Source organism: Salegentibacter mishustinae (genome assembly GCF_002900095.1).
In the GTDB taxonomy this organism is placed as follows: domain Bacteria; phylum Bacteroidota; class Bacteroidia; order Flavobacteriales; family Flavobacteriaceae; genus Salegentibacter; species Salegentibacter mishustinae.
In genome coordinates this window covers 1,487,621-1,508,288 of record NZ_LLKN01000002.1, presented here as the reverse complement: position 1 = coordinate 1,508,288, position 20,668 = coordinate 1,487,621, and the positions used below count along the sequence as shown (strand labels likewise).

Genomic DNA, 20,668 nt, shown 5'->3' with positions numbered 1-20,668 from the left:
TTAATTTCCCCCTATGACTAAAAAGGCTTTACATATAGTAAATGGAGATAGTTTAACTGCACAGGTTGAAGAACTTAATCTCCCAGGCGAAATTATTGTTTGGCGGGAATTATTATGCGAAGGCCCCTGTACTAAAGAGGTTGGATCTAAAGAATTCATTAAACAACGTGAAAAGTTTTTAAAGGAAGCTTACGATATTTCTGCCGAAAATTATCAGGAGCGCTTTGTTTCTCAGCTTAAAAAATTGAAAGCAGCCAAAGATTACGATCACGTAGTACTTTGGTTTGAATTCGATCTTTTTTGCCATATCAATATGATAGCGGCTATAAGTTTTTATTTGGAACATAAAAAGGAAGTTCCCTTCTACCTGGTATGTAGCAAGCGTCTTAAAGGAGAAGATGAATTTTTACCACTTTCGAGCCTTTCAGAAAAAAATTTATTGAATCATTTTAAGCATAAAATTGAGCTGAAAGAACAAGATCTAGAGATCGCTAGCCTGGTTTGGGAACTTTATTGTAGTAACGATCCCTTGAAACTAAAGAAACAAATAAAGAAAACTTCCAATTTCGAATACCTTTCCAGCTGCATGAGGGCTCATATTGAGCGATTCCCTAATAGCAGAACAGGCATTAATTCCCTGGAAAAAAACGTGCTTAAATTAGTTAAAAATCATCATATAACCTCTTATAATCAGTTATTGGGTTATGCCTTACAGTACCAGGGTTACTATGGATACAGCGATTCTCAAATGGAAAGAGTGCTGGAAAAATTAAAGATTTTCTATACTATGGAAAATGATAAGATCATCTTAACCCAGGATGGTATCGATGTTCTAGAAAAGAAAAAGAATTTTTACCGTGACCTTATAAATGATGAGTACTATGGAGGAGCCAAAATTTACGATTTTTTATACGACTCAGATTCACACAAGGTTTTAAAACTATAATATGCCAATAAAAGCTTCAGAATTTATTCAAAATCCCGATGGTAGCGTTTATCATTTAAACTTATTACCAGAGCATCTTGCGGATACTGTAATTACTGTAGGCGATCCAGATCGTGTAGAAAGAATTACAAGACATTTTGATAAAGTTGAACTTAAGGTAAGAAAAAGAGAATTTCATACCCAAACCGGTTATTATAGAGGAAAACGCATTAGTGTAATTTCTTCAGGAATAGGACCTGATAATATTGATATTGTAATAAACGAACTAGATGCGCTGGTAAACATAGATTTTAAAACCCGGGAATTAAAAAAGGAAACTACAAGCCTTGATATTATTAGAATTGGTACCAGCGGTTCTATTCAGGAGGAAATTCCGGTAGATTCTTTCTTAATTAGTGAAAGCGCCATTGGTTTTGACGGACTTCTGCATTTTTATGATAGTGAGCATGTGCAGAATAAGGAATTTGCTGAGGCGTTCATCAAACATTTAGACTGGTCTAAGCAAAAAGCAGCGCCTTACGTTGTTGACGGCAGTGAAAATTTAATTAATCTAATGGAAGGTCCCGACGTCCATAAAGGGGTTACGGGTACCAATATAGGGTTTTATGGTCCACAAGGTAGAATTTTACGTTTAGCGTTACAAGATGACAAAATGAATGATAAAATGGCCTCATTTTCTTTTAATAATAAAAAGGTCACTAATCTTGAAATGGAAACTTCAGCCATTTACGGTTTATCGAAATTGCTTGGTCATAATGCACTTTCAATGAATGCTATTATTGCTAATCGCACTGCGGGAACTTTCTCAAAAGATCCTAAAAAAGTGGTAGACGATTTGATTAAGTACAGTTTGGAACAATTGATAAAATAAAATTTTTCCGGTTTCTTGGGTTAAAATAATTAGTAAAGAATTGCTATCTACCTAATTTTATTACAATCTCCCGTCGTGAGCATTTAACACAATATTAAAAGCAAACCTCTGCCCTTATTTGTATTTTTGATTAAACCACTAATCAATAATGCAGGAACCACAAGAAATTCCATTAAGGCATAGAGACCTTAACTGGTTGAGTTTTAACGCGAGAGTCTTACAGGAGGCTGAAGATAAGATCAATCCGCTTTACGAGCGGATTCGTTTTTTGGCCATTTTTTCATCAAATTTAGACGAATATTTTAGAGTAAGAGTGGCGCAGCTTCGGCAAATGAAGCGTGTAGAGAAAAGTATTCGCAAAAAACTCGCTTTAAAACCCACAAGAACCACCAAAGAAATTCTTGAAGAGGTTAAACTTCAGCAACATAAATTTGGGGAAATCTACCAGAAACAAATTCTACCAGAACTTGCTAAAAATGGAATTTATTTAATAGATGCCGATCATTTTAATAAGGTTCAAAAAGAATTTGCGGCTGACTTTTTTCAGCAGAAAATAAAAGAGCATATCAAACCAGAAATAATTGATCTTGAAGAAGAAAATGAATTGTTCCTGGAAAATGCCGAATTATACCTGGTGGTAAGCTTTACGAATAAGGAAAAGCTTGGGCTTGTAAATATTCCCGTAGATGCCTGCGGAAGATTCGTTAAACTTGAAGGTGATGGTGAAGAGAACTCAATCACTTATTTAGACGAAATTATTAGAAGTCAGGTAAGTGATATTTTTAAAGATCAAAGTATAGAAGGTGTTTATGAAATTAAACTTTCACGAGATGCCGAGCTTTATATTGAAGATATTTATGAAGGAGTCTTAGCTGAAAAAATTTATGATTCCCTGGCTCAAAGAACCGATGGCCAGCCTACCCGTTTGCTATATGATGCTAAAATGCCAGATTTTCTTCATAAGAAAATAAGAAAACTTCTGAAGTTGGGAAAAATAGATATGATGCCCGGTGGAAAATATCATAATTTCAACGATTTCTTTTCCTTCCCCGATCCTACAAATAATCCCGAGCTGCACTATAAGGAAATGCCCGAAATAGAACACAAAGTTTTAACTAATTCCAAGAATTATTTCGAGACAATTTCAGAAAAAGACCAGGCGGTTCATTTCCCATATATGTCTTTTTCCTACGTTGAAAAATTTCTGGAACAAGCGGTTAAGGATAAAGACGTAACTGCAATTAAAATATCTCTTTACCGTGTGGCAGATGAGTCTAGACTAACCAGTTTGTTACTAAAAGCCTTAGAAAATGGAAAACAAGTTACTGTATTCGTAGAGGCAAAAGCGAGGTTTGACGAAGAAAATAATATAATTTGGGGACGTAAGTTTGAAGAAAAAGGTGCTAATGTAATTTACTCCTACCCAAAAATTAAGGTTCACTCCAAAATTATGCTGGTACAGCGTATGGAAGGGGAAGATTTGGTTAATTATTCATACATAGGTACGGGGAATTTTAATAGTGAGACTTCCAAAATATACTGTGATCACGCAATTTTCACTTCTAATAAACAAATAGCGAAAGAATTATCTCGCCTATTTAAAGTATTGGAGGGAGAATTAATTATTCCACGGGAAAAGAACTTATTAATCTCACCGTTTTCCACCCGTCAGGAATTTATTAAACTCATTTATAACGAAATTGATAACGCGAGAGAAGGCAAAAAGGCAAAGATCACGGCCAAAATGAATAGTCTTGAAGATCCCGAAATGATCGAGTTACTTTACAAAGCAAGTAATGCCGGCGTAGAAATAAGATTATTGGTTCGCGGATTTACCTGTTTAGTTCCAGGAATTGAAGGTTTAAGTGAAAATATTTATATTACCAGTATTGTTGATCGTTTTTTAGAGCACGGTAGAATTTATATTTTTGAAAATGGAGGCGACGAAAAGATATATTACGGTAGCGCAGATTGGATGTCTCGTAATCTCTCGCGCCGCATAGAGGTGCTCTCCCCTATTCTAGATAAAGATGTTGCACAGGAATTTAAAGAAATTCTTGATATTCAGCTTAAGGATAATGTAAAAGCGAGGATTCAGGATGCCGATGAAAAGAATGAATATGTGAAAAAAGGAGAAAACGAAAAGTCGGTGCGGTCACAGTATGAGATTTATAATTACTTACAGGAAAAACATAGCTTATGAAAACAATAAAAGTAGGTGGCGTACCCGAACATTTTAATCTTCCGTGGCATTTATGTATTGAAGAAAAACTTTTTGAGGATAAAGATCTAAATGTGATTTGGAAAGATTTTCCAGGTGGAACGGGTGAAATGAATAAAGCATTACGTTCGGGGGAAATTGATGTTGCTGTAATTTTAACTGAAGGAATTGTAAAGGATGTTATTTCGGGAAATGAAAGCAAGATTATTCAAACTTATATTGGGAGTCCATTAGTCTGGGGGATTCATGTGGCTGCCGGTTCAAAATATAAATCGGTTGAAGAACTTAAAAATACAAAGGCCGCCATTAGTAGAAAAGGCAGTGGTTCCCATCTTATGTCTTATGTAAATGCGCAAAATCACGAATGGAATACCGATGATCTTAAATTTGAAATTGTAAAGGATCTGGATGGCGCTGTAAAAGCTTTAAAAGAAGATAAAGCTCAATACTTTATGTGGGAGCACTTTACCACAAAACCATTGGTAGATAAACGCGTTTTTAGGAGATTGGCAGATTGCCCAACGCCCTGGCCTTGTTTTGTTATCGCAGCAAGAAACGAAACTTTAAAAAATGAACCAGAGCGTATTAAGAGAATGCTTGAAGTTTTAAATAAAGAAACAAATCGCTTTAAGGATCTTCCTAAAATTGCAGAAAAATTAGCCGAAAGATATGATCAGCAATTAGAAGATATTAAAAAATGGTTGGAAATCACTTCCTGGAGTCAGGAACAAATATCCGAAGAAGAGTTAGAAAAAGTACAGGATAAACTACTAGAACTTAATTTAATTTCAAAAAAACAGCCCACTTCAGAATTTATTCATAATTTGTAGCCATTATTCATCAATCATCCCCCATTAAATGAAAAATTTATTTTTACCATTATTTTTATTTATTTCTACCTTAACTTTTGCACAAGACAGCATAGCTGAGCAAAATCAAACTCCCGACAAAAGAGATATCACTCAAAACGAATTAAGCATCGGTGCGCTTAACCTGGTTGCTTTTGGCGCTTTAGACCTAACTTATGAGCGTATTATAGACAAAAATTCCAGTTGGGCCATCGAGGCCTTCATCCAGGCTCTAAACAAAGACAGGGAAGCCGTAGATGATGCTTTTTATAAAGATTTTTCGCTAACAGGAAAATACAAATATTTCTTCGGAGACCGCTATTCCCGCGGATTCTATGTTCATGGTTTTGGAATGCTTTCCAGCGGTGAATATGATTCCTATGTTTACGATTCAACTTCTGGTTACGGTTCGTATGAAGATCAAGATTACACCGATTTCGCACTTGGATTTGGAGTTGGCGGCAAGTTTGTTTCCACCGGTGGTTTCTTTTTAGATCTGGGCGCAGGAATAGGTAGAAATTTGTTTACCGAAAAATCCCCTACCATTGTGGGCCAGTTTAATGTAAATCTTGGATTCAGATTCTAAGATTACCAATCAATAGGCTCTTTTCCGTTTTCTTTTAAGTATTCATTTGCTTTGCTAAAATGCTTATTACCGAACCAATATCCGCGGTTCGCACTTAAAGGGGAAGGATGCCCACTGGTTAAAATAAGATGCTTAGAGGAGTCAATTTTGGCTCCTTTCTTTTTCGCATAGCCACCCCAAAGCAAGAACACCACGTTTTCCTTCTCTGAAGAAATAATTTCTATAACCCTATCGGTAAATTGCTCCCAGCCTTTCTTCTGGTGAGATCCCGCCTGGTGAGCTCTAACAGTTAAAGTAGCATTTAGCAATAAAACACCCTGGTTCGCCCAACGTTCCAGGTTTCCGGAATTTGGAACCGGCTTTCCAAGATCCTCAGCTATTTCCTTAAAAATGTTTTGCAGTGAAGGAGGTATTTGAATACCATCATTAACCGAGAAGGAAAGTCCGTTAGCCTGTCCCACCCCGTGGTAAGGATCTTGACCTAAAATTACCACTTTAGTATTTGAAAATGTAGAATGATCAAAGGCTGAAAATATATCACTTCCCTTAGGATAGCAGGTGTTTTCACTATATTCCGCTTTTACAAATTCTGTAAGATTTTTAAAATAATCTTTTTCAAATTCATCAGCCAATTCTTTTTTCCAGCTGGGGTGTATCGCTACCTTCATTTTATTAAGTAAATTTGCAGAACCTCAAAAGTAGGGAAATTTATTTATGATTAAAATTGCACCAAAAAGCCTTATAGACCTTGAATTTCCTGTTGTTTGTCAACAAATTTCAGATTTATGCATCACAGGACCCGGCAAGGAGAAAGCTTTAAAACTTCAGCCTTATAAAACAGGAAATGAAACACTTTTCGGACTTCACCAAACCAATGAATATTTAAGTTCTAAAACCAGGGAAAGCCGAATTCCAAATCATGGTTTTGAAACTATTAAAAACGAGCTGCGCACTCTAGAAATTGAAGACTCTATTTTAGAAGTTGGTAGCTTTAGAAAAATTTCAAGCCTTTCAGAAACGGTAAATACTCACATTAAGTTTTTTAGAAAATTTGAGGAGTATTATCCCAGTTTATATAAAACTACTGCAGAAGTAGAATATACCAAAGAAATTGTAGATAATATTGGCCGTGTGATCGATAAATTTGGGGAATTAAAAGATGATGCTTCTCCCCTATTGCAATCGGTTAGACGCTCTATTAATTCTGTAAAAGGACAGATTAACTCCAGTTTTGCCAAAGCGCTTACCACTTATCATTCTTACGGATATTTAGATGAAATTCGGGAAAGTGTAGTGGAAAATGTTAGGGTTTTAGCCGTGAGCGCCATGCACCGCCGTAAAGTTAAAGGCGGAATTTTAGGCAATTCAAAAACCGGTAGCATAGTTTATATTCAACCGGAAGCCACTTATCAGTATATACGAGAGCTTAATAATCTTGAGTATGAAGAAAAAGAAGAAATAAAACGGATTTTAAAGGAGTTAACTAATAGAATACGGCCTTTTAAACCGCTTTTAATAGATTATCAGAATTTGCTTTGCGAAATAGATGTAATTGCAGCAAAAGCAAAATATGCTGAAATGACCAATGGTCTATTGCCAAAAATCACAAAGGAGCGGGAAATGCAGCTAAAAGATGCCTATCACCCGCTACTCTATTTAAGCAATAAGAAGAAAGGCGATAAAACTTATCCGCAGAGTATTGAACTGGCAAAAGATAACAGGATTATTGTGATCTCGGGTCCTAACGCCGGTGGTAAAAGTATTACTTTAAAAACCGTGGGTTTATTACAGGTAATGCTGCAAAGCGGGATTTTAGTGCCGGTGCACGAATACAGTAGGATGTGTCTTTTTGAAAAAATACTTACTGATATTGGAGACAATCAATCTATAGAAAACCATTTGAGTACGTATAGCTACCGACTTAAGAATATGAATTATTTTCTTCGGAAATGTGATGATAGAACGCTTTTTCTTATCGATGAATTTGGAACCGGAAGTGATCCAGAACTCGGCGGTGCTTTAGCTGAAACTTTCCTGGAAGTTTTTTATGAAAAAGAATCTTTTGGCATCCTAACCACGCATTATGCAAACTTAAAAAAGCTGGCCAACGAGATGCCTAATATGAGCAATGCCAATATGCTTTTTGATTCCAATAGCCTGGAACCTATTTATAAACTTCAGGTTGGGGAAGCCGGTAGTTCATTCACTTTTGAAGTGGCTCAAAAAAATGGTATTCCTTATAGCCTGATTAATCGCTCGCGTAAAAAAGTTGAAAAAGGAAAAATTCGATTTGACAGAAGTATTGCGAAGCTTCAGAAAGAACGTTCCAAACTTCAGAAAACAACAGATTCTTTAAAGACTAAGGAATTAAAGGCAGCGCAGGAAAAGGATAAACTTGAAGAAACCAATAGCAGGATTCAGCAGAAGCTGGAAAGCTACCAGGAATTATATGATAGCAACCAGCGACTCATTAATATGGGCCAAAAGGTGAATGAACTGAGTGAGAAATATTTTCAGAATAAAAAGAAAAAAGAACTCATTGGCGAGTTTCTAAAGTTTGTAGAAATAGAAAATTCTAAGCGTAAAAAAGAATCAGCTAAGCAACGTAGGATCCAAAAAGAAAAAGAGAAAAAGGTTCAGCAAGAAGTTAAGAAAGAGGTTTCGGTAATACGGAAAAAGAAAAAAGAAGAAAAAGCTAAAATCTCTGAAAAAGAACGCCAGGAAGCGAATAAACCAAAGATTAATCCAAAAATAGGTGATAGAGTTAGATTAGAAGACAGCCGTTCTGTAGGGACTTTAGATAAAATAGAAAAAGGAAAAGCCACGGTAAACTACGGGATGTTTACCACGCAGGTAGATGTAGAGAAACTGGAACTGGTGCAGGCAATGAAAAAGAAATAAGATGGAATTACCAAAAGATAAAAAAATTATTCTTTTTGATGGCGTGTGTAATCTTTGTAACGGCGCAGTTACCTTTATTATTAAACACGACAAAAAAGATTCTTTCCGTTTTGCTTCTTTGCAAAGTGAAATTGGTAAAAAGCTGGTTTCAGAAAGAGGTATGGATCCCGAGGAACTTGATTCAATAATCTTAATCGATCCCGGAGTAGCTTATTACCAAAAATCTACCGCTGCCCTGGAGATTTCCAGGGAACTTTCCGGCGGATATTCTCTTCTTAAAAACTTCCTGTTTATTCCTGAAGGCTTACGAGATGGTATCTACAATTTAGTAGCCAGGAACCGCTATAATTGGTATGGAAAAAAAGAATCCTGTATGATCCCCACCCCGGAGTTAAAATCTAAATTCCTGGATTAAGCTTTTTCTTTTTTCTCTAATTCAGTTTTATTTTCCCCTGTATTACTATCAGGATGATAATCGTCGTCCCACTCTTTTACGTTTGGTGGGCCCATTTTGTTTACAGATTTAGCAACCATAAGAGATACTGCGGCATCACCAGTTACATTTACAGTAGTTCGGCACATATCTAAAGGCCTATCTACCGCAAAAATAAGCGCCAATCCTGCTTCTGGAATTCCGGCTTGTGCAAGAACAATTACCAGCATTACCATTCCCGCTCCTGGAACAGCTGCAGAGCCAATAGAGGCTAAAGTGGCTGTAGCGATAATTCCCAGTTGCGCACCAATACTTAGATCCATACCAAAGGCCTGCGCAATAAAAACAGCGGCAACCGCCTGGTAAAGACTGGTTCCATCCATATTAATTGTAGCGCCAATTGGCAAAACAAAACTGGAGACTTCACGGCTTACGCCCATATGCTCTTCTACTCTTTCCATAGTTACCGGTAAAGTAGCGGCACTGGAACTGGTAGAAAAAGCCAATAACTGTGCTGGTGCAATTCCGTTAATAAAGAATGATGGTTTATTTTTAGTAACAACCCAAACTAAAAGAATGTAAAACCCAATCATTAAAGCTAGACCTATAAGCACAGTCACACCATACATTGCCAGGGCGGCAAAGAGATCGGTACTTGGTGATTCGACTACTAGAGCAGCTAATAAGGCAAATACACCATAAGGTGCGGTTAGCATGATCAAATCAATCATTTTCAGGATCACTTCATTGAAACCATCAAAGAAATCTTTAACCGGCTTGGCTTCTTTTTCAGGAATAAGAATAAGGCCAATTCCGAAGAAAATTGCGAAGAAAATAACTTGCAGCATATTGGCATTATCACTGGCAGCAGCAAAAATATTATCGGGAACAATATCTTCTAAAGCCTGCAACGGCCCTGATTCTCTTTGTTTATCGGCATTGGCTTTCACGCCAGACGCATCTCCCTCGTAGCTCGCTATTAAATCCTGTTGCGTTTCTGCAGTAATTGCGTTACCCGGTTTAATAAGGTTAACCATCCCAAGACCAATGGAAACGGCGATTACAGTGGTGAAAATATAAATCCCGATAGTACGAGCTCCCATTTTAGAGAGCTTTGAAATATCTTTAAGATCTGAAATTCCTTTTATTAAAGAAGCCAAAATAAGTGGCACTGCAATAAGCTTTAAAGCATTGATAAAAATATTACCGAAGGGTTTTACCCAGTCTCCAATAAATTCTGCTCCCCAGCTAAAATTAGTAAGAATAAGGGCAAATATAACCCCGGCAGCCATTCCAAGTAAAATCTGCCAGTGCAGTGCAAGTTTTTTCATGCTAAATAAATTTCAGGATTTAAATCAATTAAATTTTTGAACTTTTATTCTGAAGTAAATAATCGGCGATTACCAATGCAGCCATCGCTTCAACAATGGGTACAGCTCTTGGTACAACGCAGGGATCGTGTCTACCTTTCCCCTGCATTTCAACATTTTCGCCTTGTTTATTTATAGTTTCCTGTTTTTGCATAATAGTAGCCACAGGTTTAAAGGCTACATTGAAATAAATATCCATTCCGTTTGAAATGCCGCCTTGTATTCCACCGCTTAAATTGGTTCTGGTGGTGCCGTCTTCATTAAACAGGTCGTTGTGCTCGCTACCTTTCATTTTAGTACCTTCAAATCCGCTACCATATTCAAAACCTTTTACGGCATTTATGGAAAGCATGGCCTTCCCTAATTCGGCATGAAGTTTATCAAAGACCGGTTCACCCAGGCCTTTTGGCATATTTTTTATCACACACTGTACGGTACCGCCTACGGTATCGCCTTCTTTTCTAATCTGTTTAATATAATCTTCCATTTTTTCTGCGGAAGCAGGATCAGGACAACGAACGGCGTTAGTTTCTATAAGAGAAAAATCTAATTCTTTAATATTTTTATCGAGTTCAATTTTCCCAACTGAAGCCGTATAGGCATTAAACTGGATATCTTTTAAAAATTGTTTCGCCACAGCGCCTGCCACTACCCTACAGGCAGTTTCGCGTGCAGAAGATCTTCCGCCACCTCTATAATCCCTTACACCATACTTTTCATCGTAAGTATAATCGGCGTGGCTTGGACGGTAGGTGTCTTTTATATGTGAATAATCTTTAGATTTCTGGTTGGCATTTTTAATTACAAACCCAATAGGAGTTCCGGTAGTTTTTTCTTCAAAAATTCCCGAATAAAACTCTACAGTATCAGGTTCTTTTCTTTGCGTTACAATAGCCGATTGACCTGGTTTTCTACGATTGAGTTCTAACTGTATTTTTTCCAAATCCAGCTGAATTCCTGCCGGACATCCGTCAATAATTCCTCCAATGGCCTGCCCGTGGGATTCTCCAAAAGTGGTGAGTTTAAATAATTTTCCGAAGGAATTTCCTGCCATTTTATTGATTTTGAACAAATGTAATTTTTTCAGGCAATATTTAAAAATGTATCTCCATTTAATATTAACCTAACAAACCGCTTACTTATTAATGATTTAATAAATATTCAATAAAATTAATTGAAGGTCTTAAACCTTTCCTTTGATTTTATTTGTATACAAAGAAATGCACATCATTGTTTATTAAGAGAAAACCCGAAATAGTAGTAATTTCAGATGTACATCTTGGTACGTTTGGCGCTCACGCCGCAGAGCTGAGTGAATATCTGGAAAGTGTACAGCCTAAAAAGTTGGTACTTAACGGAGACTTTATAGATATCTGGCAATTTAGGAAAAGTTATTTTCCTAAAGCTCATTTAGAAGTAATTAAAAAGATCATTGATCTTAGCAGTAAGGGTACCGAAGTGATCTATATCACTGGAAATCATGACGAATTTCTAAGAAAATTTAGTGATACTCAAATTGGAGAACTGCGTATCACCGATAAACTAGTTTTGGAACTGGACGGCAAAAAAGCCTGGTTTTTTCACGGAGATGTATTTGATGTTGGAATCCACAAAGCGAAGTGGATCGCTAAACTGGGCGGCTGGGGCTACGATCTATTGATTTTGATTAACCGATTATTGAATCAGGTTTTGGTGAAAATGGGGAAAAAGAAATATTCGCTTTCCAAAAAAATTAAGAACAGCGTGAAAAATGCCGGGAAATTTATAGCAAGTTTTGAAAAAACAGTTTCAGATCTGGCCATTGAAAACGGCTATAAATATGTGATCTGCGGCCATATCCACCAGCCTAAAATAATTAGAAAAACCAATAGGAGAGGCACCTGCTTATATTTAAATTCCGGCGATTGGATAGAAAACTTAAGCGTCCTGGAATACGAAAATAAAAAATGGAACTTAACTTATTTTAGTGAACTAAAAAAGCAAAAACCTTTGGTAGCCGCAGTTACCGTTTTAAAAAAGGATTAAACCAAAGCTTCCCTTAGAATACTCACGGGGTGTTTGGCCTGCCGCTGTGTACCATCAAAAATCTGGTGTCTGCAACTGGTTCCATTGGCTGAAATAACGGTCTCTTCAGAAGCTTTTCTAACCGCCGGGAACAAGGTTTGTTCACCAATATTCATACTCACTTCGTAATGTTCTTTTTCATAACCAAAAGAGCCTGCCATTCCGCAACAACCCGATGGAATAATGCTTACTTTAAAGTTCTTTGGTAGATTTAGAACATCAAAAGTTACGGCTGTATTAGAAAGTGCTTTCTGGTGGCAATGCCCGTGAATTTTAATATTTTTTTCTTCTGAAGTAAATTGATCGGAGTTTACATTGCCTAGAGCGATCTCTTTTTTCAGGAATTCTTCGATGATAAACGCATTTTTTGCCAGTTTTTCTGCTTCCGCTTTATCATCGGCTAATCTTAAATATTCATCTCTAAAACTTAAGATCGCCGAAGGTTCTAAGCCAATTAATGGTGATTCTTCCGAAATTATATCCTTGAATAGACTCACGTTTTTATCAACAAAAACCTTGGCCTCTTCCAGAAAGCCTTTAGAAATATGGCTTCTTCCGCTTTCCTCGTGTTTCACAAATTCTACGCGGTAATTGAGTTTATACAGTAATTCTAAAGCGTCAACTCCAATTTCTGAATCCAGGAAATTGGTAAATTCATCATTAAAGAAATAGACTGTTTTGATAGGATTTTCTATCTGAAAACGACTCTTATTCTTTTGATAATAGTTTGCTAATGTTTGTTTGGCTAAAATTGGTAAAGTCCTTTCTGGAGCTACGCCCATTATCTTTTTGGCAATGCCGGAAGCCACGGAATTTTTAAAGAAAAAATTAGCAATACCCGGAGTTTTGGACGCTAGACCATTCATTTTACCATTATTGGCAAAGATCTTACTTCTTAAACTTTTACCGTTTTCTTTTTGATACTGGTACTGAAATTCAGCTTTTAAAGCAGCAACATCTACGCTAGAAGGGCATTCACTTTTACAACCTTTACAACTAATACAGAGATCAAAAGCTTCTTTTATTTCTTCGTGATTAAACCTGTTACTTTTATCTGAATTTGTCAGGAATTCGCGTAAAGTATTTGCCCGGGCGCGGGTTGTATCTTTTTCATCTTTAGTAGCGCGGTAACTTGGGCACATTGTTCCGCCGGCTTCAGCCGATTTTCGGCAGTCTCCGCTCCCGTTACATTTTTCAGATAGTTTTAAAATTCCTTCAGATTCCGAAAAATCCATTAAAGTTGAAATTTCCGGTTCCTTTCGGTCTACTTCATAGCGAAGCGAAGTATCCATGGGAGCGGTATCGGTAATCTTTCCGGGATTAAAAATATTATCGGGATCAAACGTGAATTTAATATCCCTAAGAAGCTGGTAGTTCTTTGGGCCAATCATCATCTCAATAAATTCGGCTCTTACCCTACCGTCTCCGTGCTCGCCACTTAAAGAACCATTGTATTTTTTGACCAATTTAGCAACATCGGTAGTAATGCTTCTAAAGAGTTTTACATCTTCAGATTTTTTTAAATTCAGAATTGGACGTAAATGAATTTCCCCGGCACCGGCGTGTGCATAGTAGACGGCATCCTGTCCATAATTTTTCATTATTTCCGCAAATTCCGATATATAATCGGCCAGGAATGGAATAGCCACGGCGGTATCTTCAATACAGGCTACAGCTTTTTTATCTCCTACAATATTCCCTAAAAGTCCAAGGCCGGCTTTCCGAAGCTCCATAGCCAGTTCTATTTGGTCGCCCATTAAAACCGGGTAAGCATAACTTAAATTAGAATCTTTTAAGGTGTCCAGTACTTTTTGACTTTGTTCCTGGACTTCTTGTGCCGTATTGGCCCTTATCTCCAGCATCAAGATCGCTTTGGGATCACCTTCAATAAAAAATCGATTTTCTTTGTATTTAAGGTTTTGCTTGGTACAATCTAAGATGGTTTTGTCCATCATTTCGCAGGTATAGAGCGAATGCTGCATTACGGGAACCACAGCTTGCATACAACTTTCAATACTATCAAAATGTGCTGCGATCATCGCTGCTTTCGGAGGTTGAAGATCATCCAGTTTCAGCGTAATTTCAGTAGTAAAGGCCAAGGTGCCTTCGCTTCCACATAGTAATTTGCATAAATTTAAAGGCTCGGTAGAATCTTTAGAAAAAACTTCTGCATACAACAATTCATCTATCGCATATCCCGTATTTCTTCTATGTAAACTTTTAGGCGGAAACTTTTCTATAAGTTCCTTTTTATTTTCTTCGGAAGAGAGTTGCTCATTAATTTTACGGTAAATTTCTCCTTCCAGGCTTTCTAATTTCAATTTTTCCTGAAATTCTTCGGCAGAAATATCTTTAAATTCAGCCTCACTCCCGTCGCTTAAAATGGTTTTTAGAGAAACGAGCTTTTCTCGAGTTGTGCCATATTTAATTGAAGTGGTTCCGCTCGAATTATTTCCCACCATTCCCCCAATCATACAGCGGTTAGAAGTTGAAGTATTGGGTCCAAAAAACAATCCGTATTCTTTTAAAACCCGGTTTAGATCGTCGCGAATTACTCCAGGTTGCAAGCTTACGGTTTTAGCGTCCTGGTCTATATTTAAGATTTTTGTAAAATGTTTAGACACATCTACTACAATCCCATCTCCCACACACTGGCCTGCCAGCGAAGTTCCGGCGGTTCGTGGGATTAAAGAAGTTTTTTGCGCTTTTGCAAATTTTATAAGTTTCTTTAAATCATTTTCGCTTTTTGGATAACAGACTGCCAATGGCATTTCGCGGTAAACCGATGCATCTGTTGCGTAAATAGAACGCCATAACTTATCGTCATATAACTGGCCTTCAATTTCCTGGGCTAAGTGGTAGAGTTTTTCTTTCATAATTACGCGATAAAAATAGAGAATTTTGCCTGAAACGCTTAACAGATTTTTATACAATATTAACAATAGATTGGCGTCCCATACGTTTTAGATGATGTTTTAACATTTAAATTTGGCAAGAATTCTAAAAACGCTAACTATGAAAAAATTATTTTTACTTGCCGCATTTGTAATCGGCGCAACATTTTACAATCAGGCTGAAGCCCAAACCATTTCAGATAACGCTCTTGGACTTAGATTTGGAGGCGGAGATGGTGTTGGAGCCGAAATTTCTTATCAAAGAGCTGTTGGTACAAACAACAACCGTTTGGAATTAGACCTTGGATGGAGAGATAACAGCGATTATGACGCTTTTAAACTAACCGGGATTTATCAATGGGTTTGGAACATAGAAGGAGGTTTTAACTGGTACGCCGGTGCTGGTGCTGGTCTTCTTGGAGTTGACGATACTCGTTTTAACGACAGAGATGGTGACGATGGAACTTACCTTTTTCTTGCCGGTAATGTTGGGATAGAGTACGACTTTGATATCCCGCTATTAATATCATTGGATGTTAGACCGGAATTTGGATTCTTTAGTGATAATGATGTTTTAAACGAATTCTCACCAGATATTGCTTTAGGAGTTAGATACCAATTCTAGTAATTAACGGAGGATAAAATTAAAAAGAGGCTGAATCAAATCAGCCTCTTTTTTTATGCTTTAACTTGCAGCGCCTTTGTATAGATATCTTCATATAAAGGCACTACATTTTTTATATCAAATTTTTCGGCAACATCTCGAGCACCCTGCTTAAATTTCTCCAGGATTTTTTCATTCTGAAGAATTTTTAGCGCGTTAGAAGCCATTTCTTCAATATCACCAACATTGCTTAAATAACCAGAAATTCCGTGTTGATTTACTTCCGGTAAACCGCCGGTATTCGTAGAAATTACAGCCACCCCGTTTACCATCGCTTCAAGAGCAGAAAGTCCAAAACTTTCTTTCTCTGAAGGCAGCAAGAACAGGTCAGAAAAACACAGAATTTTATCTATTTCATGGCTTTGCCCCAGGAACATTACTTTATCTTCTATGTGTAGTTCTTCAGCTAAATCTTCTGCCATTTCTTTTTCGGGCCCCTCGCCCACCATCATTAATTTAGCGTCTATCTTCTTCTGAATTTCATAAAAGATCTTAATCACATCATCTATACGCTTCACTTTCCTGAAATTACTGATATGCGTGATAATTTTTTCCTTTTTATCGGCCATCATTTCCCGCTGGCAATCGGTAAACTCTTTTTTATCGTATTTGCTGCAGTCTATAAAATTGGGTACAACTTCAATTTCCTTTCTTATTTGAAAGAATTTTAAAGTGTCTTCCTTTAAACTCTGGGAAACCGATGTCACTACATCACTATTATTAATACTAAAAGTTACCGCAGGTTTATAAAAAGGATGATTCCCCACTAAAGTAATATCGGTCCCGTGAAGCGTAGTAACCATTGGCAGGTTTATGCCTTCTTCAGCAAGCATCTTTTTAGCCATATAACCGGCATAAGCATGCGGAATAGCGTAGTGAACGTGTAAAAGTTCTATATTGAATTGTTTTACCACATTCACCAATTTGCTACTTAAAGCAAGCTCATAAGGCTGATAATGGAAAAGTGGATATTCTGGTACGTGTACTTCGTGAAAGCGAACATTACCAGTAAGCTGATCTAAGCGAACAGGATGACTATATGTAACAAAATGTATCTCGTGACCGCGTTTAGCAAGAGCTAAGCCCAGCTCTGTCGCTACCACTCCACTACCACCAAAGGTAGGGTAACAAACAATGGCTATTTTCATTAAGTTTGATTTACTCGATAATCGAGATTAAATGCTCCGAGACATGCTCGAAATAAAATTATATTTTACAATTAAAATGCTTCGTGAACTTTCTACGAAAATATTTTACTCACTAAGTGAGGTATTACGACATTAAAGCCAAATCTTATTTCTATTAATTAAGCTTTGCAGACATTCTTCTGAAATTTATGTGCTAAAAATCTATAGCTTCATAAATAACTTCCTGTATTCTAGATCTAACATCTTCCCTAATCAATTTTCTATTGGTTGAATCGGGGAAAGTTCGATTAGACAAAAATACATAAACAATTTCTTCTTCCGGGTCTGCCCAGGCAAAGGTGCCTGTAAAGCCACTATGCCCAAAACTCTCCATAGAGAGACAATTACAGGTTGGACCCGAAGTTCCCAGCTGGGGTTTGTCGAAACCAACGCCACGCCTTACATCTTGCTCACAATAATAACAAGTGTTGAATTTAGAAATGGTTTCACCTTTTAAATATCTTTTGCCTCCATAGACACCTTTATTAAGAAAGATGTGCATTATTTTAGCCACATCATTGGCATTGCTAAAAAGCCCTGCATGACCTCCAATACCACCCTGTAAAGCCGCGCCCTGATCGTGAACCACACCGTGAATAAGTTGTCTACGCCATAATTTATCAATTTCGGTAGGAACAATTTGTTTTAAAGGAAATCTTGAAGTTGGTAAATAACCCGTATGTGTGGCACCAAGAGGTTTGTATATCTTCTTTTGGGTAAGATTATGCAGAGTTTGATTGTAATAGCCTTCCAGGTAATATTTGAGAATATAAAAAGGAAGGTCACTATATTTATAATCTAATTTCCGTTCTAACTCGCTATCCTTTATAATATTAAGAATAGTATCCTGCATATCATTTCTAAGATACATTTCGTTAGCAACTTTCGTATTAAATTCAGCTGAAGGTGTTTTATGGAAATATTCCTTAGAAGGCAACCTTGTTTTTCTATCTATGGTATTTATATGAAAAGGAATCCAGGATTTTAATCTTGCATAGTGCATTAGCATATCCTGCAACCTAATATTGGCCTTGTTAGAATTTTGAAAAACAGGCATCACTTCTCCAAGTTTCGTGTCAAAACTTACAATTCCTTCTTCTTCCTGTTCCATTATTAATGGTAAAGTCGCGAGAATTTTGGTTAAGGATGCTAAATCGTAAACAGAGGTGTCTGAAACCGGAATTTGCTTATCGTAAGTATGGTATCCAAAGTTTTTATTGTAAACGATTTTCCCTTTTCTGGCTACAAGAATCTGAGCCCCGGGAGTCATTTTTTCATCAATAGCTTCGCTAATAATACTGTCTATTCTATTTAATTTATAGGAATTTAACCCAACACTTTCAGGTAGTCCATAAGACAATCTTTCTAAATTGTTTGTTTGATAACCGGTACCTTCAGGAAAATTAGTGCCAATACTTACCGGAAGTTTTCCTTTAGCTTCGATTGCACCAAAAATTAATTGAGCAGCTTTTTCCTGGGCTACTTCATGATTCTGATAGTTAACTAAAATTCCATCCAGTTCATTGAGGCCTCGCAAGTCATTTAAAGCATACGGACTTGAGAACAAGCTTAAGGTTGATTTATTTTCCTGTGCAATTTGATGAATCCAATGTAGTTCTGCCGGGGAAAATTTATAGGAAGCCCAGGGGCTATTGTTAGATTTATGATATCCTAGAATCACTAAATCGTAATCAGAAAGTTTATCTTGTAGATCGGTTAAACGGGCTGCAGTAATCCAATCTACTGCTGCATATTTTCTTAACTCTCTTAAAAACGGACCTCCATCTGCGTCTCCAAAATTTACATACGCGATCCTTTTATCATCGAGATCTTTAATAGGTAAAACACCTTTATTATTTTTAATGAGGGTCAATGCGTTTTCAAAAAGCTCTTCTAATAAAACCTGGTCGCGTACCGTATTGAGTTCTTCGGAAAGAAAATTTTCCTGAACTGCTTTCTGTCGATGCAATCCGGCTTTATATTTAGCCTGAAGAATTTTTTTAACTGAATGCGCTAATCGCGCCGGACTTATAATTTCGTTTTTAAAGGCATTGACCAAAACTTCCGAAGCTACTTCAACCTCTTCCGGCATTAAAAGCATATCATTTCCCGCCAAAAAAGCTCTTAATTCAGCATCACCGGGTTCGGTGTTGTTTGTAAGGTCCTTCATATTAAGTGCGTCAGTAAAAACGAGACCTTCAAAATTCATTTTATCCTTTAAAAGATCTGTTATCACCGCTTTTGAAAGCGAAGTTGGTGTATTACGATTTTCCTGAAGTGCCGGTACATTTAAATGCGCCACCATCACACTGGAGAGTCCGTGGGTAATTAATGGATAATAAGGGTACAATTCTAAATCTTCCAGTCTTTCTTTTGAAAAAGGAATAGTAGGTAAGGTTTTGTGCGAATCTGCATCTGTATCTCCGTGACCGGGAAAATGTTTAGCGCTAGATAAAACTCCTTCCCTATGCATACCACGCATAAAAGCGACGGACTTTTCAGCTACATTTATTTTATTTTCTCCAAAACTTCTATTTCCAATAATCGGGTTATCGGGATTGGTGTTAATATCTACCACCGGTGCAAAATTAATATGAACACCCAATCGTTTAGTATTCCGTGAAATCGCGGCGCCGGCATCTGCTATTAATTTATTATCCTGAATGGCACCAAGGCTCATATTCCAGGGAAGCGCAAAAGTAGAATCCAGGCGCATAGCCAGTCCCCATTCAGCATCCATTCCTATGAGAAGTGGTGTTTTTGAAATTTCCTGGAACTCGTTTGTTAACTTGGCCTGTCTTAAAGGCCCACCTTTAGAAAAAATAATCCCACCAATATATTCTTCAGCAATTTGCTTTTTAGCCTGCTCGATATAGGTTTTTCCGCTTTCAGAAGAAACGCTAATCATAAACAACTGCCCAACTTTTTCTTTTAGGCTCATTGAATTGTATACGCTATCTACCCATCTATTTTGTTCTTCCACATCAATTGTGAGTAAAGGATTATTTTGCGCAGCAAGATTAGGAAAGACGAAAAGAAAGCAGGTTAAAAGTAAGATTTTCGGATTAAGAATAAGTTTCATCAATTAAGGAAACGCTTGTGCCAACTTTCAGAAGCAGGAACTTCCCAATCTGAAAGAAATTCAGCTTTATTGTTTACCAGGTTATTAAAAACAATAGTTTTAGGGGAAACCGCTTTTTGCTTGGCCATTTTCCTAAAATCTGTCAAACTCTTGTAGGCTATGAATTCTCCCTGTTTATAAGAGACATTCATTTTGTCTAAAAGATCTACATTAAATTCTTTCTCTAATTGCTGAATAAAATGCACCGAGGCATCTATAGAGCAGCCAGTAGCAGCATTAATCTGCTGGTCTAGAGCAAGAATAATAAATCGCTTGTATTTAATGAGGTAACCGGCCTGTAAGTCGGCCCCATGAGCCGTCCATTGAGTTACGAACTGGTCTAAACGGGATTGTATTTCTTCCAACTCTTCGTTGGTAAAAGATCGGTTTGCCTGATATATCCAAACCCTTGAAGAATCGGGTAGATTTTCGAATGGTACTAACATGAATTGCTAAAGTTATATTTACACAAAACTAGTGGATTTAGCTTATGTCTCAAATATAGTTCTTGCTTTTAACGTTTGCTATTTCACTAAAAATTTGGATTAAAAAGCCAAAAAGC

General features: G+C 37.0%; 16 protein-coding genes. 9 read left to right on the top strand and 7 right to left on the bottom strand.

The genetic code is table 11. From position 1 onward, the window contains the following. Positions 1-13: 13 nt before the first annotated feature. The 5 genes from APB85_RS09745 to APB85_RS09725 all read left to right on the top strand — a co-directional run bounded on the left by APB85_RS09745 (position 14) and on the right by APB85_RS09725 (position 5,472). On the top strand, positions 14-946 hold the full coding sequence (locus tag APB85_RS09745; RefSeq protein WP_057483173.1) for a DUF1835 domain-containing protein: 933 nt from the start codon (positions 14-16) through the stop codon (positions 944-946). Between the two features lies 1 nt (position 947). Then, on the top strand, positions 948-1,817 hold the full coding sequence (locus APB85_RS09740; RefSeq protein ID WP_057483172.1) for a nucleoside phosphorylase: 870 nt from the start codon (positions 948-950) through the stop codon (positions 1,815-1,817). 148 nt (positions 1,818-1,965) lie between these two features. After that, positions 1,966-4,020, top strand: coding sequence for a polyphosphate kinase 1 (gene ppk1, locus APB85_RS09735; protein WP_057483171.1), 2,055 nt, complete (start codon positions 1,966-1,968; stop codon positions 4,018-4,020). Beyond that, a complete protein-coding gene (locus tag APB85_RS09730) occupies positions 4,017-4,868 on the top strand; it encodes a substrate-binding domain-containing protein (RefSeq protein WP_057483170.1) in 852 nt (283 codons plus the stop codon). The genes ppk1 and APB85_RS09730 overlap by 4 nt, the downstream gene beginning before the upstream one ends. A 28-nt stretch (positions 4,869-4,896) precedes the next feature. Continuing rightward, a complete protein-coding gene (locus tag APB85_RS09725; protein WP_057483169.1) occupies positions 4,897-5,472 on the top strand; it encodes a hypothetical protein in 576 nt (191 codons plus the stop codon). A 2-nt stretch (positions 5,473-5,474) separates the two neighbouring features. Here APB85_RS09725 and APB85_RS09720 read toward each other — a convergent pair whose 3' ends face one another. Next, entirely contained in the window at positions 5,475-6,140 is a 666-nt protein-coding gene (locus tag APB85_RS09720; protein WP_057483168.1) for a uracil-DNA glycosylase, read from the bottom strand. A gap of 46 nt (positions 6,141-6,186) precedes the next feature. On the opposite strand from APB85_RS09720, the gene APB85_RS09715 reads away from it, so the two are divergent. Both APB85_RS09715 and APB85_RS09710 read left to right on the top strand, forming a co-directional pair. Then, on the top strand, positions 6,187-8,373 hold the full coding sequence (locus APB85_RS09715) for an endonuclease MutS2 (protein WP_057483167.1): 2,187 nt from the start codon (positions 6,187-6,189) through the stop codon (positions 8,371-8,373). 1 nt (position 8,374) lies between these two features. Next, on the top strand, positions 8,375-8,788 hold the full coding sequence (locus APB85_RS09710) for a thiol-disulfide oxidoreductase DCC family protein (RefSeq protein ID WP_057483166.1): 414 nt from the start codon (positions 8,375-8,377) through the stop codon (positions 8,786-8,788). Here APB85_RS09710 and APB85_RS09705 read toward each other — a convergent pair. Both APB85_RS09705 and aroC read right to left on the bottom strand, forming a co-directional pair. Next, positions 8,785-10,137 (bottom strand): dicarboxylate/amino acid:cation symporter, encoded by a 1,353-nt coding sequence (locus APB85_RS09705; protein ID WP_057483165.1) that lies wholly within the window; start codon positions 10,135-10,137, stop codon positions 8,785-8,787. The two genes, APB85_RS09710 and APB85_RS09705, sit on opposite strands and share 4 nt — an antisense overlap. A gap of 28 nt (positions 10,138-10,165) precedes the next feature. Continuing rightward, complete coding sequence (aroC, locus tag APB85_RS09700; RefSeq protein ID WP_057483164.1) at positions 10,166-11,230, bottom strand: chorismate synthase; 1,065 nt, start codon at positions 11,228-11,230, stop codon at positions 10,166-10,168. Positions 11,231-11,406: 176 nt separating this feature from the next. Between aroC and APB85_RS09695 the strand changes: the two genes are divergently transcribed. Further along, on the top strand, positions 11,407-12,201 hold the full coding sequence (locus APB85_RS09695) for a UDP-2,3-diacylglucosamine diphosphatase (protein WP_057483163.1): 795 nt from the start codon (positions 11,407-11,409) through the stop codon (positions 12,199-12,201). Here APB85_RS09695 and APB85_RS09690 read toward each other — a convergent pair. Then, positions 12,198-15,116: an FAD-binding and (Fe-S)-binding domain-containing protein gene (locus APB85_RS09690; RefSeq protein ID WP_057483162.1), complete on the bottom strand. Its 2,919-nt coding sequence runs from the start codon at positions 15,114-15,116 to the stop codon at positions 12,198-12,200. The two genes, APB85_RS09695 and APB85_RS09690, sit on opposite strands and share 4 nt — an antisense overlap. A 139-nt stretch (positions 15,117-15,255) precedes the next feature. Between APB85_RS09690 and APB85_RS09685 the strand changes: the two genes are divergently transcribed. Continuing rightward, the gene (locus APB85_RS09685) at positions 15,256-15,759 is read left to right on the top strand and encodes a hypothetical protein (RefSeq protein ID WP_057483161.1); all 504 of its coding nucleotides are present in this window, start codon (positions 15,256-15,258) and stop codon (positions 15,757-15,759) included. A gap of 53 nt (positions 15,760-15,812) precedes the next feature. Here APB85_RS09685 and bshA read toward each other — a convergent pair whose 3' ends face one another. The 3 genes from bshA to APB85_RS09670 form a co-directional block, all read right to left on the bottom strand. After that, a complete protein-coding gene (gene bshA, locus APB85_RS09680; protein WP_057483160.1) occupies positions 15,813-16,946 on the bottom strand; it encodes an N-acetyl-alpha-D-glucosaminyl L-malate synthase BshA in 1,134 nt (377 codons plus the stop codon). Positions 16,947-17,139: 193 nt separating this feature from the next. Further along, the gene (locus APB85_RS09675; protein ID WP_057483159.1) at positions 17,140-20,067 is read right to left on the bottom strand and encodes a glycoside hydrolase family 3 N-terminal domain-containing protein; all 2,928 of its coding nucleotides are present in this window, start codon (positions 20,065-20,067) and stop codon (positions 17,140-17,142) included. Continuing rightward, positions 20,067-20,552 (bottom strand): hypothetical protein, encoded by a 486-nt coding sequence (locus APB85_RS09670; protein WP_057483158.1) that lies wholly within the window; start codon positions 20,550-20,552, stop codon positions 20,067-20,069. The genes APB85_RS09675 and APB85_RS09670 overlap by 1 nt, the downstream gene beginning before the upstream one ends. Between the last annotated feature and the right edge of the window lie 116 nt (positions 20,553-20,668).

Coding starts and splice junctions, on each gene's coding strand:
- APB85_RS09745 (WP_057483173.1), top strand. CDS start 14: ATGACTAAAAAGGCTTTACATATAGTAAATGGAGATAGTTTAACTGCA.
- APB85_RS09740 (WP_057483172.1), top strand. CDS start 948: ATGCCAATAAAAGCTTCAGAATTTATTCAAAATCCCGATGGTAGCGTT.
- ppk1 (WP_057483171.1), top strand. CDS start 1,966: ATGCAGGAACCACAAGAAATTCCATTAAGGCATAGAGACCTTAACTGG.
- APB85_RS09730 (WP_057483170.1), top strand. CDS start 4,017: ATGAAAACAATAAAAGTAGGTGGCGTACCCGAACATTTTAATCTTCCG.
- APB85_RS09725 (WP_057483169.1), top strand. CDS start 4,897: ATGAAAAATTTATTTTTACCATTATTTTTATTTATTTCTACCTTAACT.
- APB85_RS09720 (WP_057483168.1), bottom strand. CDS start 6,140: ATGAAGGTAGCGATACACCCCAGCTGGAAAAAAGAATTGGCTGATGAA.
- APB85_RS09715 (WP_057483167.1), top strand. CDS start 6,187: ATGATTAAAATTGCACCAAAAAGCCTTATAGACCTTGAATTTCCTGTT.
- APB85_RS09710 (WP_057483166.1), top strand. CDS start 8,375: ATGGAATTACCAAAAGATAAAAAAATTATTCTTTTTGATGGCGTGTGT.
- APB85_RS09705 (WP_057483165.1), bottom strand. CDS start 10,137: ATGAAAAAACTTGCACTGCACTGGCAGATTTTACTTGGAATGGCTGCC.
- aroC (WP_057483164.1), bottom strand. CDS start 11,230: ATGGCAGGAAATTCCTTCGGAAAATTATTTAAACTCACCACTTTTGGA.
- APB85_RS09690 (WP_057483162.1), bottom strand. CDS start 15,116: ATGAAAGAAAAACTCTACCACTTAGCCCAGGAAATTGAAGGCCAGTTA.
- APB85_RS09685 (WP_057483161.1), top strand. CDS start 15,256: ATGAAAAAATTATTTTTACTTGCCGCATTTGTAATCGGCGCAACATTT.
- bshA (WP_057483160.1), bottom strand. CDS start 16,946: ATGAAAATAGCCATTGTTTGTTACCCTACCTTTGGTGGTAGTGGAGTG.
- APB85_RS09675 (WP_057483159.1), bottom strand. CDS start 20,067: ATGAAACTTATTCTTAATCCGAAAATCTTACTTTTAACCTGCTTTCTT.
- APB85_RS09670 (WP_057483158.1), bottom strand. CDS start 20,552: ATGTTAGTACCATTCGAAAATCTACCCGATTCTTCAAGGGTTTGGATA.